Below are 13,686 nucleotides of genomic sequence, written 5' to 3'. Positions count from 1 at the left end.
TTCTACTCAGTGTGCAGCGGGCGTCGTGCCCGCCGCGGGTTGGTTCGTCAGCGCGTCGACCACGCGCTCCATCTTCATGTACCGCGAGCCCTTCACGAGCAGCGTCGCCTGCGCGCCGTAACCCGCCGCGAGCAATGCGCCGACCAGCGCGCCGACGTCGCCGAAATGGCGGGCCGTGTCGCCGTACGCGGTGCAGGCATCGCGCGACGCGTCGCCGAGCGCGAACAGCGCGTCGATTCCGCGCTCGCGCGCGTAGGCACCGACCTCGCGATGGAAGGCCGGGCCTTCGTCGCCGACCTCGCCCATGTCGCCGATCACCAGCACGCGCGGCGCCGGTTGCGCGGCGAGCACGTCGATCGCGGCACGCATCGAATCGGGATTCGCGTTGTACGTATCGTCGACGACCGTTGCCCCCGCGAGGCTGCCTGCGATCGCCTGTTTTACCTGCAGCCGGCCCTTGACCGGTTCGAACGATTCGAGACCCTGCTTGATCGCCGACAGCGCGACGCCGGCGCCCAGCGCCGCCGCCGTGGCGGCCAGCGCGTTGCGCGCGTTGTGCTCGCCGAGCGCACGCAGCCGCACCGTGACGGCGCCCGCGGGCGTGTCGATCGCGAGTTCGCCGCCGTGCAGGCGGCCCGTAACCTGCGCGTCGCTTTGCCGTTCGGCATCGTGCAGCGCGAAATCGAGGATCCGGTTGCCGGTTGCCGCAACGCGCCAGATGCCCGCGTATGCGTCGTCGGCCGGGAACACCGCGACGCCGTCCGGCGGCAGCGCGTGAATCACGGCCGCGTGCTCGAGCGCGACGGCTTCGACCGTCGCCATGAACTCCTGGTGCTCGCGCTGCGCGTTGTTGACGAGCGCGACCGTCGGCGCCGTGAGGCGCGCAAGGACTTCCGTCTCGCCCGGGTGATTCATCCCGATCTCGATCACCGCGAGACGATGCGCGGCCGACAGGCGCAGCAGCGTCAGCGGCAGGCCGACATCGTTGTTCAGGTTGCCGGCCGTCGCGAGCCGCGCGTCGGCGCCGACCGCCGCCGCGAAGATCGACGCGATCATTTCCTTGACGGTCGTCTTGCCGTTGCTCCCCGTCACCGCGACGAGCGGCAGCGCGAATCGTTGGCGCCAGCCATGCGCAAGCGCGCCGAGCGCGGCACGCGTTTCACCGCCTTCGATCACCGGCATCGTGACGCCCCCCGCCGGCACGTGCGCGACCAGCGCCGCGGCAGCACCGCGCGCGGCGACATCGCCGAGGAAGTCGTGCGCATCGAAGCGCTCGCCTTTCAATGCGACGAACAGGTCGCCGGGGCCGGCCGTGCGGCTGTCCGTCGACACGCGGTCGAACGTGACGCCCGCGTCGCCGTGAACAGTTGCGCCGGGGATCAGGCGAGCGGCTTCGCCGAGACTGAGCATCGTCATTCGGCGCCTCCCTTGCCGTGCGTCGCGCGCGCTGCCAGCGCGAGCCGCGCGTGATCCTGGTCGGAGAACGTGCGCTTCTTGCCCATGATTTCCTGCGTGGCCTCGTGGCCCTTGCCGGCCAGCACGACGACATCCTCGCGTGCCGCGCCGCGCACGGCCTGCAGGATCGCGCTCGCGCGATCCTCGATACGGCGTGCGTGATCGGGCGCGGTCATGCCTGCGACGATCTGGTCGATGATGCGCTGCGGATCCTCGCTGCGCGGGTTGTCGCTCGTGACGACGGTTTCATCGGCGAGCCGCTCCGCGATCGCGCCCATCAGCGGGCGCTTCGTCGTATCGCGGTCGCCGCCGCAGCCGAACATGCAGACGAGCCGCCCGCCGCGTGCCGTAGCGATCGGGCGCAGCGCGTCGAGCGTCTTTTCGAGCGCGTCGGGCGTGTGTGCGTAGTCGATCACGACGAGCGGTTCGTCGTTCTGCAGCCGGCCGCCGAGCCGCTGCATCCGGCCGTTGACGGACTCGAGCCGTGCGATCTCGGCGAGCGCCGCGTCGAACGGCACATCGGCCGCGAGCAGCGAGCCGAGCACGGCAAGCAGGTTGCTGACGTTGAACGTGCCGAGCGTGCCGACCTCGACGTCCGCGTCGCCCCACGGCGAACGCAGGCGGAACGCCGTGCCGGTCGCGGTGGCGCGCACGTCGAACGCGACCAGTTCGCGATCGGCGTCCGGCGCCGGCGCGTCACCGATCCCGTACGCGATCGTACGCACGCGACCGGCCAGTTTCTCGAGCAGGCGCCGACCTGCTACGTCGTCGCGATTGACGACCGCCGCGCGCAGGCCGCGCCATGCGAACAGCTTCGCCTTCGCGGCTTCGTACGCGTCGAACGTGCCGTGATAGTCCAGGTGATCCTGCGTGAGGTTCGTAAACACCGCGATGTCGAAAGCCGTACCGTTTACGCGCCCCTGGTGCAGCGCGTGTGACGACACCTCCATCGCCACGGCCTTCGCGCCCGCGTCGCGCAATTGCGCGAGGCTGCGCTGCAGTTGCGGTGCATCGGGGGTCGTGAAACCGGTCGGCACGAGGTGGCCGGGCATCCCGGTGCCAAGCGTGCCGATCACCGCGCACGGCTGGTGCAGCGCCGTCAGCGCGGTGGCGATCCACTGCGTGCACGAGGTCTTGCCGTTCGTGCCGGTCACCCCCACCGCGAGCAGGTTGTCGCTCGGATCGCCATACCAGCCGCTGGCGATCTCGCCGGCGAGCTGGTCGAGCGCCGGCACGGCAAGCGCGACAGGAACGGCCGGCGCAGCCGCCAGCCCTTCCGGCTGATACAGCACGGCGGCCGCACCGCGCGCGACGGCTTCGGCAATGAATGCGCGGTTGTCGGCCCCGTCGACCGCATACGCAAAGAACACGTCGCCCGCCTCGAGGCTGCGCGTGTCGGCATGCAGTTGCGCTGCGGCGGCCACATGCTGACGCAGCCACGCAAGCGCGGCTGCAATCTGCTGATGCGCCGGATGGGAACTGCGAGCGGCGCTCATCGAACAACTCCTGGTGAATTACGCGTCGTGCTGGACACGATCATATGCTTCGCACCGCCACCCGCGGGCAGCTTTTGCGGCCCCGTCGCGGAAGGTGCTGTCGGCGAATCGTCAGACACGACGAGCTGCTTGATCGGCATGTTCGGCGGCACGTTCAGCGCACGCATCGTGTCGCCGGCGATCGCCGAGAATACGGGGCCGGACACCTGGCCGCCGAAGTGGCTGCCGGCGGTCGGCTCGTCGACCGACACCGCGACGACGATGCGCGGATTCGGCATCGGCGCCATTCCGACGAACGACGCGCGGTACTTGCGCGTGTAGCCGTGGCCTTCATGCTTGTACGCGGTACCGCTCTTGCCGCCGACGCGATAGCCCGGCACGGCCGCATCCGGCGACGTGCCGCCCGGCGCCACCACCGTCTCGAGCATCGCGCGCACTTCGCGCGCGGTGGTCGGGTTGAACACCTGCGTGCCCGCGACCGGCTGGTTGGGGTCGGTCTTGAAAATGGTCACGGGCATCAGCTCGCCGTCATGCGCGATCGCCGTGTAGGCGCGCGCGAGCTGGAACAGCGACACCGACAGGCCGTAGCCGTACGACATCGTCGCCTGCTCGATGCGGCGCCAGCTCTTCCACGGACGCAGGCGGCCGGCCACCGCGCCCGGGAACCCGACCTTCGGCGCCTGGCCGAGGCCGATGCTCGTATACATATTCCACATTTCCTCGGGCCGCATCGTCATCGCGATCTTGGTCGCGCCGATGTTGCTCGACTTCTGGATCACGCCGCCGACCGTCAGCGTGCCGAAACCCGCGTCGTCGGTGATCGGCGCGCCGTCGAGCACGAAATGCCCGTTGCCCGTCTCGACGAGCGTGTTCGGCGTCACGCGGTGCAGGTCGAGCGCGAGCGACACCGTAAACGGCTTCATGATCGAGCCCGGCTCGAACACGTCGGTCATGATCCGGTTGCGCAACTGCTCGCCCGTCATGCGCGAGCGGTCGTTCGGGTTGTACGTCGGGTAGTTGACGAGCGCGAGCACCTCGCCGGTGCGCACGTCGACGACCATCGCCGCGCCGGCCTTCGCCTTGAACTTCTCGACGGCGGCCTTCAGGTTCGCGTACGCGATGTACTGGATCTTGCTGTCGATCGACAGGTCGACGTCGGTGCCGTTGTGCGGCGGGATCTGCTCGGCGACGTCCTCGACGATGTGCCCCATCCGGTCCTTGATCACGCGACGCATGCCCGACGTGCCGGACAGCATCTTCTGGTCGCCCAGTTCGACGCCCTCCTGCCCTTCGTCCTCGACGTTCGTGAAGCCGATCAGGTGAGCGGTGATCTCGCCTTCCGGATAGAAGCGCTTGTATTCGTTGCGCTGATAGATGCCGGGAATGTCGAGCGCGGCGACCTTGTCCGCGACGTCGATCGGCACCTGGCGCTTGACGTAGACGAAACCCTTGTCTTCCGACAGCTTCACGCGCAGTTCCTTCGACGTCATGCCGAGGAGCTTGCCGAGCTGGTTGACCTTGTCGGCATCGAGATCGTCCGGCACCGCGTCGGGAATCGCCCAGATCGCGCGCACGGGCAGGCTCGTCGCGAGCACGAGCCCGTTACGGTCGAGAATCTTGCCGCGCGTCGCCGGCAGATCGATCGTGCGCTGGTAGCGGCTTTCGCCCTGCTTCCGATAGAACGCGTTGCCGGGCCCCTGGATCCAGAACGCGCGCGCGGCCAGCGCGACGAACGCCATGAACAGCAGGAACACGACGAGCTTCGAGCGCCACATCGGCAGATGCACGCCCAGCACGGGGCTCGACGAGAACTTCACGTTCTGGCGCTTGTGGGACGGCTTCATCGCGCGCCTCCCTTGCCCTTGCCGGCCGTGTCCGCCGAAGCCGGGATCGGCGCATCGATCGCCTTCGCCGCGCCCGGCGGCAGCGTCAGGTATTGCGTGCGGCCGGTCGTGATCGGCTGCATCTTCAGTGAATCGTTCGCGAGCTGCTCGATGCGCGACGTCTTCGACAGCGCGCTCTGCTGATATTGAAGCTGCGCGTAGTCCTGCTGGAGCTGACGCTCCTGCGACTGCGCACGCTGCAGCTGGATGAAGATCTGACGCTGCTGGTTCGTCGAATTGACGACCGACAGCGCGCAACCCATCACGATGATCAGCAGGAAGATGTTGAAGCGGCTCATGGCGTGACGCGCTCCGCAATGCGCATCACGGCGGAGCGGGCGCGCGGATTCGCAGCGACTTCCGCTTCACTCGGAAACTGGCGGCTGATGATCTTGAGCGGCGGGCTCGGGAGGTCGACGGCGCGGATCGGCAGGCGACGATCGACCGCAGGCGCACTCGCGTGCGCCTGCATGAATCGCTTGACGATCCGGTCCTCGAGTGAATGAAAGCTGATGACCACCAGCCGCCCCCCTTGCTCCAGCAACGACAGTGCCGCGTCTAGTACGACTTGCAGGTCCGCAAGCTCTTGATTGACGTGAATCCGTATAGCCTGAAAGGTGCGGGTTGCCGGATCCTTGCCCTTCTCACGGGTTTTGACGACGTGACCCACGATTTGGGCAAGCTCGCCCGTGGTGTCGAGAGGCCCAAGACGGTCGGACTCTGCCCGGCGAGCAACAAGCGCCTTTGCAATCTGAAAAGCAAACCGTTCTTCCCCATAATCCCGTATCACCTCCGTCAATTCCTGCACCGAAGCCCGTGCGAGCCATTCCGCCGCCGACTCGCCGCGCGTCGGATCCATCCGCATGTCCAGCGGACCATCGGCGCGGAAGCTGAAGCCGCGCGCCGGATCGTCCACCTGCGGCGAGGACACGCCCAGGTCGAGCAACACCCCCGACACCTTCTCGACGCCGCGCGCCGCAAGCGCGTCGCGCATCGATGCAAAGCTGTTATGCACGATCGAGAAGCGCGCATCCTCGATGCCCTGCGCCGTCTCGATCGCCCTCGGATCCTTGTCGAACGCGATCAGCCGCCCGCCCGGCGCCAGCCGCGCGAGCACCGCACGGCTATGGCCGCCGCGCCCGAACGTACCGTCGACATAAATGCCGTCCGGTCGCGTCACGAGCGATTCGACCGCTTCGTCCAACAACACGGTCCGATGCTGCAATTCGTTTCCCATCGCGGGCGTCTCCGTCACCGCAATCAGAACGTGAAATTCTTCAGCGCGTCGGGCATGCCCTGCGCCATCGCTGCCTGCTCCTTCGCGTTGTAGGTCTGCGAATCCCACAGCTCGAAGTGACTACCCATTCCCAACAACATGACTTCCTTTTCCAGTCCGGCTGCCATGCGCAGCTCGGGCGATACGAGAATCCGGCCCGCGCTGTCGAGATCGACATCCATCGCATTGCCGAGAAAAATGCGCCGCCACCAGTGCGCGTCCATCGGCAGCGCGGCGATCTTGGCGCGGAATACCTCCCATTCCGGGCGCGGAAACAGCAACAGGCAGCCGTCCGGGTGCTTGGTCACAGTCACCCGTCCTTCTGCCTGTCCTTGCAGCGCTTCGCGATAGCGAGCCGGCACCGACATCCGCCCTTTCGCATCGAGCGTCAGCGCCGACGCCCCTTGGAACACTTTCCGCTCTCCCGTTCAGGGCACCGAAGCACCCGCTCAATGCTGAGAATTTAGCCGGAATAGCCCGCCAAATCACACAAAAATACACTTTCTCACACTGTCTCCCACTTTAGAGGAAGGGTGTGGCACGGTCAAGGGAGCGGCCCGCTTTTTTGACGAATTTTGTTAGTTAGAACAAGGACTTACGCGCACATGCTCATGCGGCCCCTCATTCTAAAAACCGTTATAAATGAATGAGCTAGTGCAACTTGTGAAGGTGATACGTGAGAAAGGCGGGCCAGACGGGTGTGCGGACGGGGCTTTCGGGGGCGGGAAAACGAGGAATAAACGGGCGGTATCAGCGGTGGGGAACCGGGGCGACGTCACGCATCGCCCCGGTGGGAATCTCACAGATAGTACGCAGTGCTCGTCATGACTTTCGACGCGGCGCGCATCAGCATCCGCGCGGGCAGCGGCAGCTCGATCCCGCCTGCGTCGGCCGCGGCCTTGCCGTGCTTCACCTCGTCGATCCGCATCTGGTCGACGATCGCGCGCGACGCGGTATCAGCCGCCGGCAACTCGGACATGTGGCCTTCGAGATGGCTCTCGACCTGCCGCTCGGTCTCGGCCATGAAGCCGAGGCTGACCTTGTCGCCGAGCGCGCCGGCCGCCACGCCGATTGCGAGCGAACCCGCATACCAGAGCGGGTTCAGCAGGCTCGGGCGCGAGTCGAGCTCTTTCAGGCGATGCGCGGTCCACGCGAGGTGATCCTCCTCCTCGCGTGCGGCCTCCTCGAACATCGCCTTCGCCGACGCCGTGCGCGCGGTGAGTTTCTGCGCCTGGTACAGCGCCTGCGCGCAGACCTCGCCGACGTGGTTCACGCGCATCAGCCCGGCGGCATGCGTACGCTCCGCAGGCGTCAGCTCGACGGCCGGCGCCTCCGCCGGCGCGGGCACCGGCCGGCTCATCCGGCTAATGCCGGTCAGCGATCGCAGGCCGCGATCGAATTCGCTGATCAGTTCATCCAACACCATCCTGTTCTCCTGGCTGCAGGTGCTGCCGCGAGCGGCAAGGGCACGAGTCCGCTGCGTAACCGACTTGATTATTCAGCGGAAATTGCGGTTAACCCGTGATTTTAACCATTGTTGCATAAAGGAAACATGGCGACCTTGAGCTTCGGCATTTCGCTTTGTGGCAAAAAACGGTTTTGCTACATTACGTGCGACTTCTTGCGAAGTTGATGGGGCCCGTCAACAGAACATAACTATCCGCCCCGCCAGAAAAATTCAGTGAATTTTGGAGATCCGTTAATGAAAAAGTCGCTTCTCGCGCTCGTCGCGCTGGGCGCGTTCGCTGGCGCTGCCCATGCGCAAAGCAGCGTGACGCTTTACGGCATCATCGATGAAGGCCTGCTCTTCAACAACAACGCGGGCGGCAAGCATCTGTACAGCATGGCCAGCGGCGTGATGCAAGGCAGCCGCTTCGGCCTGCGCGGCACCGAAGACCTCGGTGGCGGCCTGAAGGCGATCTTCACCCTCGAAAACGGTTTCGACGTGAACAGCGGCAAGCTCGGTCAGGGCGGCCTGATGTTCGGTCGTCAGGCTTACGTCGGCCTGTCGAGCCAGTACGGTACGGTCACGCTGGGTCGTCAATACGACTCCGTCGTCGACTTCGTCGGCCCGCTCGAGGCAGGCGACCAGTGGGGCGGCTACATCGCCGCTCACCCGGGCGACCTCGACAACTTCAACAACGCGTATCGCGTGAACAACGCAGTCAAGTTCACGAGCCCGACCTACGGCGGCTTCTCGTTCGGCGGCCTGTACAGCTTCGGCGGTCAGGCAGGCCAGTTCTCGAAGAACCAGGTCTGGTCGCTCGGCGCAGGCTACAACAACGGCCCGCTGGTCTTGGGCGTCGGCTACTTGAACGCACGTACGCCGAACCAGTTCGGCGGCATGTTCAACAACGGCTCGGCGTCTTCGTCGGTCTCGTCGCCGATCTACGGCGGGTACGCGAACAACGCGAACACGTACCAGGTCATCGGTGCAGGCGGCGCCTACACGTTCGGCGCAGCGACGATCGGCGCGACGTACTCGAACACGAAGTTCAAGGGCTTCTCGGCAGGCCCGTTCGTGAACCAGACCGCGACGTTCAACAACGGCGAAATCAACTTCAAGTATCAGCTGACCCCGGCGCTGATTCTCGGCGCTGCGTACGACTACACGCAAGGCAGCAAGATCGACGGCAACTCGGCAGCCAAGTACCACCAAGGCTCGCTGGGCGTCGACTACTTCCTGTCGAAGCGTACCGACGTGTACGCAATCGGCGTGTACCAGCACGCATCGGGCAACGTGCTCGACTCGAACGGCAACGTCCTGAAGGCGACGGCAGCGATCAACGGTCTCGCAGGTTCGAGCTCGGCCAACCAGGTCGCAGCACGCGTCGGCATCCGTCACAAGTTCTAATCAGCTTGCCTGGCAAGCCGCAGCATATTGAAGGCGCCTTCGGGCGCCTTTTTCTTTTCCGGTCGGTGCAGCCGCGAAGCCGGAGCGTGGCGAACCGTATCGACTCCGATGCGCTCATCGAGAAGGCACCGTCCTGTCCTTGCTGCGTCGTAACGCATTGCTGCCGCATCGAGCCACGCCAGAAGCCGCCTCGCGCGGAAACAGCCTCATCCGGGTCAAGCCGCAAACGAAAAAGCCCGGCACAAGCCGGGCTTTTTCGTTCCGATCGATCGACCGCCGTTATGCGCGTCCGTCGCGCAGTTCGCGCCGCAGGATCTTGCCGACGTTCGTTTTCGGCAGCTCCGTACGGAACTCGACCAGCTTCGGCCGCTTGTAGCCTGTGAGACGCTCCTTGCAGTAGGCAAGGATGTCCTTGTCGGTGAGCGCCGGGTCCTTCTTCACGACGAACAGCTTCACGGCTTCGCCGGAATGCTCGTCGGGCACGCCGACCGCTGCCACCTCGAACACGCCCGGATGCGACGCCACCACGTCCTCGACTTCGTTCGGGTACACGTTGAAGCCCGACACGAGGATCATGTCCTTCTTCCGGTCGACGATCTTCACGTAACCTCGCGCATCCATCACGCCGACGTCGCCCGTCTTGAAGAAGCCGTCCGCGAACATGACCTTCGCGGTTTCGTCCGGCCGGTTCCAGTAGCCGGCCATCACCTGCGGCCCGCGGATGCAGATCTCGCCGGGTTCGCCGAGCGCGACGTCGTTGCCCGCGTCGTCGCGAATCGCCACTTCGGTCGACGGCAGCGGCAAGCCGATCGTCCCGCTGTACTCGGTGGCCGTCACGGGGTTGCAGGTCGCCACCGGCGACGTTTCAGACAGCCCATAACCCTCGATAATCGCCGTATGGGTCTTTTCATACCAGCGTTTCGCGACGCCTTCCTGGATCGCCATGCCGCCGCCGTTGGCGATCACGAGCTTCGACAGGTCGAGCTGACTGAATTCCGGATGGTTCAGCAGTGCGTTGTACAGCGTGTTGACCGCCGGGATCGTCGAGATCTGGTAGCCCTTCAGCTCCTTGATCATGCCGGCGATGTCGCGCGGATTCGGGATCAGGATGCCCATGCCACCGGTACGCATCGTCAGGAAGCCGCAGACGGTCAGCGCGAACACGTGATACAGCGGCAGCGCGACAACGGTCACGAACTGTTTCACGTCCGGAAACTTCTCGTGAGCCGGATGATGCCAGGCGCCCGCCTGCAGCACGTTCGACACGATGTTCCGGTGCAGCAGCGTCGCCCCCTTCGCCACGCCGGTCGTACCGCCCGTGTATTGCAGGAACGCGACGTCATCGGGGCCGATCTTCTGCGCCTTGAATGCCTGGCGCGCACCTTCCGACAGTGCGGCCTTGAAGCGCGTGAACGACGGCAGCTGCCAGGCAGGCACCATCTTCTTGACGTTGCGCACGACGTAGTTGACGAGCCATCCCTTGATGCCCAGCAGATCGCCCATCGATGCAACGACGACGTGCTTGACGCCCGTATTCGCGATGACGGCCTGCAGCGTCGACGCGAAATTCTCGAGGATGACGATCGCCTCCGCACCGCTGTCCTTCAGCTGATGCTCGAGCTCGCGCGGCGTATAGAGCGGGTTGACGTTGACGACGGTGTAGCCCGCGCGCAGTACCGCGGCGATCGCCACGGGGTACTGCAGCACGTTCGGCATCATGATCGCGACGCGCGCCCCGCGCGCAAGCCCGCGCGATTGCAGCCACGCGCCGAACTGGCGCGACAGCGTGTCGAGTTCGCCGTACGTGATGCCCTTGCCCATGCAGACGAATGCCGTGCGGTCGCGATACTGCCGGAAGCTTTCGTCGAGCAGGTCGGGAACGGAGGGATAAGGAGACGCGTCAATTTCGGCTGGAACGCCGGGTGGGTACGATTTCAGCCAAATTTTGTCCATACCGCGCGTCTCCTCACAGATTTTCGAATGGTCGTGCTAAAACGCATCGTAACGGCTCGCTCGTTCCGAGACAACAGGGTTAGATGTCCACTTCGAACTTCAGTGGAAATTCGTCTGATGATACGGTGATATCCGATCAAATGCGCTCAACTTCCACGAGGCAGTCGTAGAACGTCGCCGAATTGCCGAGATCGGTGAGTGCCTGGCTCGTCACTTCGTTCGCGTTTCTGCCGTCCGGCGACAGCTTCTTCCACCAGATCGACAGCCCGACGACGAGCCCTGCGCGCGCGCGATCGGTAATTCTCGCGAGCGCCTGCATCGATCCGCGGTCGTTGAAGATGCGAACGACGTCACCTTCCGCGATACCGCGCGCATCGGCGTCAGACGGGTGGATGTCGAGATGCGGCTCGCCTTCGGTATGACGCAGGCTGTCGACGTTCACGAACGTACTGTTCAGGAAGTGGCGAGCCGGCGGCGAGATCATCGCGAGCGGATAGCGTGCGGCGAGATCGGGCGCGGCCTCGGCCGACTCGAATGGCGGCAGGTAGTCGGGCACGGGATCCGCGCCCATCTGCTCGAGTCGGGGGCTGTAGAACTCACACTTGCCGGACGGCGTGCGGAAACCGCCGTTCGCGAACGGCGCCTCCGGCAGCTTGAGCTTCAACCAGCCATCGCGCTTGAGCGTGTCCCAATCGCTGTCGAGCACCGGATCGTCCCAGCGGAGCGCCGCGCGCGCGACCTCTTCGTCGCTGTGATAAAGCGCGGGTTCGTCGAGCCCCATGCTGCGCGCGATGCCGCGGAAGATCTCCGTATTCGGCCGAGCCTCTCCCACCGGAGGAATCGACGGCAGGTTCGCCATCACATAGGTGTGACCGTACGATTTGTGGATGTCCAGATGCTCGAGCTGGGTAGTGGCCGGCAACACAATATCGGCGAAATCGACGGTATCTGTCTTGAAATGCTCGAGAACGACCGTGAACAGATCGTCACGTGCGAACCCTGCCGCGACCTTCGATGAATCCGGCGCGACAGCCACCGGGTTCGAGTTGTATACGATCACCGCTTCGACCTTCGGCCCGAAGGTGGCATCGCCCGGGTGCAGCAGCGCGTCGCCGATCGCGTTCATGTTGATGATGCGCGGCAGTTTGTGCGGCCAGCCCGGCATCAAATCCGGGCGAAGCAGCGCAGCCTGATTGACCGGCGCGGATTCCGACGACGAGAGCAACAGCCCGCCGGCCCGGTCCCGCCAGGCGCCCGTCAGCGCAGGCAGGCTTGCGATCGCGCGCACGGCGTTGCCGCCACCGCGAACACGCTGCATGCCGTAGTTGAGACGGATCGATGCCTTGCGGGTGGCACCGTAACGACGTGCAAGGTCGATCAGCTCCGACGCGTCGATCCCGCAGATCTGCGCAACGCGTTCCGGGGGATAGGACATCGCCCGCTCCTTGAGCGCGTCGAAGCCGAGCGTATGGCTGGCGATGTAATCGTGATCGAGCAGGTCTTCGGTCATCAGCACATGCATCATGCCGAGTGCGAACGCGCCGTCGGTACCGGGTTTCAACGCGATGTGCTGATGACACTTCTCCGCTGTCAGCGAACGATACGGATCGATGGCGACAAGACGTGCGCCTCGGCGCTTCGCTTCCTGCGCACGCGTCCAGAAGTGCAGGCTCGACGCGATCGGGTTTGCTCCCCAAATCAGAATCAGCTCGCTTTCCTCGAAATGCTCGAGGTGCATGCCGAGACTACCGCCATAGGTGTAACGCAACCCCGCTGCACCGGCCGCCGCGCAAATCGTGCGTTCGAGTCGCGAGGCACCGAGCTTGTGGAAGAATCGCTGGGCGATCCCCTCCCCCTGCACGAGCCCCATCGTCCCCGCATAGCTGTACGGCACGATTGCTTCCGGTGTGCGCGCCGCGATTTCACCGAGACGACGGCCGATCTCATCGAACGCCTCATCCCAGCTGATGGGTACGAAATGCCCTTCCCCTTTGGCACCGATACGTTTGAGCGGGACGGTGAGGCGGTCGGGGTGATGAACGCGATCGGCGTATCGGCTGACTTTCGTACACAACACGCCTTGTGTCGGCGGATGGTCCGGATCGCCCGTGACCTTGATCGCCTTGCCGTTTTCGACAGTCACACGCATTGCGCACGTGTCCGGACAATCATGCGGGCAAACGGCCCGAGCTACCTGAATGGCGGCGTTCATCGTTTTGTGTGCAGAGATGGGGATTCGCAAATTTTACGTGGACACGCCGAATAAAACGTTCATTTCGTACGGTTTCTGAGGTATTTGGCCGAAACGCGATGGGGGGAATCGGCTCGGTTTCGGTGGTTTGGTGCGTCGTCCGCGGGGGATTTGCATGGTGACCCGACACTCGTTGTCGACGATGGCAAGCTAATCACGTCCGAGTGTGCCAACCGAGGCGCGGGAGAGAGAAATTGCAGCTTTGATCGGAGATAGCAGCAATAGGCCAAGGGATCGCGGATGATACTGGCCGATTGGCGTGCCGGGAGCTGCGAGCGCTTCTAATTGGGAGTAGGCGATGAGGAAACTCCAGCCAGGCCGTCCACTCCGCGCGCCCATGCATTTCCGCCGCCCAAATGCAAAAACCCCCGCCTTTCGGGCGGGGGTTCTTGGCTTAGGGAGCCTGACGATTACCTACTTTCACACGGGAATCCGCACTATCATCGGCGTAGAGTCGTTTCACGGTCCTGTTCGGGATGGGAAGGGGTGGGACCGACTCGCTATGGTCATCAGGCAAA

The 13,686-nt window shown here is 64.7% G+C and carries 10 protein-coding genes and 1 rRNA gene; 1 reads left to right on the top strand and 10 read right to left on the bottom strand.

The window, feature by feature from the left end; translation table 11 throughout:
• Positions 1–6: 6 nt before the first annotated feature.
• From CFB45_RS02565 to coq7, 7 genes are all read right to left on the bottom strand, one after another.
• Positions 7–1,416 (bottom strand): UDP-N-acetylmuramoyl-tripeptide--D-alanyl-D-alanine ligase, encoded by a 1,410-nt coding sequence (locus CFB45_RS02565; protein ID WP_089424420.1) that lies wholly within the window; start codon positions 1,414–1,416, stop codon positions 7–9.
• Positions 1,413–2,951 carry a UDP-N-acetylmuramoyl-L-alanyl-D-glutamate--2,6-diaminopimelate ligase gene (locus CFB45_RS02560; protein ID WP_089424419.1) on the bottom strand — a complete coding sequence of 513 codons (1,539 nt, stop codon included), beginning with the start codon at positions 2,949–2,951 and terminating at the stop codon, positions 1,413–1,415. The genes CFB45_RS02565 and CFB45_RS02560 overlap by 4 nt, the downstream gene beginning before the upstream one ends.
• Positions 2,948–4,795 (bottom strand): peptidoglycan D,D-transpeptidase FtsI family protein, encoded by a 1,848-nt coding sequence (locus tag CFB45_RS02555; RefSeq protein ID WP_089424418.1) that lies wholly within the window; start codon positions 4,793–4,795, stop codon positions 2,948–2,950. Before CFB45_RS02555 ends, CFB45_RS02560 begins: the two co-directional genes overlap by 4 nt.
• Complete coding sequence (gene ftsL, locus CFB45_RS02550) at positions 4,792–5,133, bottom strand: cell division protein FtsL (RefSeq protein ID WP_009694564.1); 342 nt, start codon at positions 5,131–5,133, stop codon at positions 4,792–4,794. The genes CFB45_RS02555 and ftsL overlap by 4 nt, the downstream gene beginning before the upstream one ends.
• Positions 5,130–6,071: a 16S rRNA (cytosine(1402)-N(4))-methyltransferase RsmH gene (rsmH, locus tag CFB45_RS02545; protein ID WP_089424417.1), complete on the bottom strand. Its 942-nt coding sequence runs from the start codon at positions 6,069–6,071 to the stop codon at positions 5,130–5,132. Before rsmH ends, ftsL begins: the two co-directional genes overlap by 4 nt.
• A gap of 23 nt (positions 6,072–6,094) precedes the next feature.
• Complete coding sequence (gene mraZ, locus CFB45_RS02540) at positions 6,095–6,523, bottom strand: division/cell wall cluster transcriptional repressor MraZ (RefSeq protein ID WP_006487094.1); 429 nt, start codon at positions 6,521–6,523, stop codon at positions 6,095–6,097.
• 386 nt (positions 6,524–6,909) lie between these two features.
• Entirely contained in the window at positions 6,910–7,536 is a 627-nt protein-coding gene (coq7, locus tag CFB45_RS02535) for a 2-polyprenyl-3-methyl-6-methoxy-1,4-benzoquinone monooxygenase (RefSeq protein WP_089424416.1), read from the bottom strand.
• 276 nt (positions 7,537–7,812) lie between these two features.
• On the opposite strand from coq7, the gene CFB45_RS02530 reads away from it, so the two are divergent.
• The gene (locus tag CFB45_RS02530) at positions 7,813–8,964 is read left to right on the top strand and encodes a porin (RefSeq protein WP_089424415.1); all 1,152 of its coding nucleotides are present in this window, start codon (positions 7,813–7,815) and stop codon (positions 8,962–8,964) included.
• 279 nt (positions 8,965–9,243) lie between these two features.
• Here the strand turns inward: CFB45_RS02530 and CFB45_RS02525 are convergent, their stop codons facing one another.
• The 3 genes from CFB45_RS02525 to rrf all read right to left on the bottom strand — a co-directional run bounded on the left by CFB45_RS02525 (position 9,244) and on the right by rrf (position 13,682).
• Positions 9,244–10,917 carry a long-chain fatty acid--CoA ligase gene (locus CFB45_RS02525; protein ID WP_089424414.1) on the bottom strand — a complete coding sequence of 558 codons (1,674 nt, stop codon included), beginning with the start codon at positions 10,915–10,917 and terminating at the stop codon, positions 9,244–9,246.
• A 136-nt stretch (positions 10,918–11,053) separates the two neighbouring features.
• Positions 11,054–13,129 (bottom strand): molybdopterin-containing oxidoreductase family protein, encoded by a 2,076-nt coding sequence (locus CFB45_RS02520; protein ID WP_089424413.1) that lies wholly within the window; start codon positions 13,127–13,129, stop codon positions 11,054–11,056.
• 440 nt (positions 13,130–13,569) lie between these two features.
• A 5S ribosomal RNA gene (gene rrf, locus CFB45_RS02515) occupies positions 13,570–13,682 on the bottom strand.
• Positions 13,683–13,686: the final 4 nt, after the last annotated feature.

This window comes from Burkholderia sp. HI2500, assembly GCF_002223055.1.
Lineage (GTDB): Bacteria > Pseudomonadota > Gammaproteobacteria > Burkholderiales > Burkholderiaceae > Burkholderia.
The sequence above is the reverse complement of the archived record's forward strand: the minus strand, read 5'-3'. Positions and strand labels throughout refer to the sequence as shown.

Bases quoted from the DNA above. Each gene is read 5' to 3' on its own strand.
- CFB45_RS02530 (WP_089424415.1), top strand. From the start codon at position 7,813: ATGAAAAAGTCGCTTCTCGCGCTCGTCGCGCTGGGCGCGTTCGCTGGC.
- CFB45_RS02520 (WP_089424413.1), bottom strand. From the start codon at position 13,129: ATGAACGCCGCCATTCAGGTAGCTCGGGCCGTTTGCCCGCATGATTGT.
- CFB45_RS02555 (WP_089424418.1), bottom strand. From the start codon at position 4,795: ATGAAGCCGTCCCACAAGCGCCAGAACGTGAAGTTCTCGTCGAGCCCC.
- CFB45_RS02525 (WP_089424414.1), bottom strand. From the start codon at position 10,917: ATGGACAAAATTTGGCTGAAATCGTACCCACCCGGCGTTCCAGCCGAA.
- rsmH (WP_089424417.1), bottom strand. From the start codon at position 6,071: ATGGGAAACGAATTGCAGCATCGGACCGTGTTGTTGGACGAAGCGGTC.
- coq7 (WP_089424416.1), bottom strand. From the start codon at position 7,536: ATGGTGTTGGATGAACTGATCAGCGAATTCGATCGCGGCCTGCGATCG.
- ftsL (WP_009694564.1), bottom strand. From the start codon at position 5,133: ATGAGCCGCTTCAACATCTTCCTGCTGATCATCGTGATGGGTTGCGCG.
- CFB45_RS02560 (WP_089424419.1), bottom strand. From the start codon at position 2,951: ATGAGCGCCGCTCGCAGTTCCCATCCGGCGCATCAGCAGATTGCAGCC.
- CFB45_RS02565 (WP_089424420.1), bottom strand. From the start codon at position 1,416: ATGACGATGCTCAGTCTCGGCGAAGCCGCTCGCCTGATCCCCGGCGCA.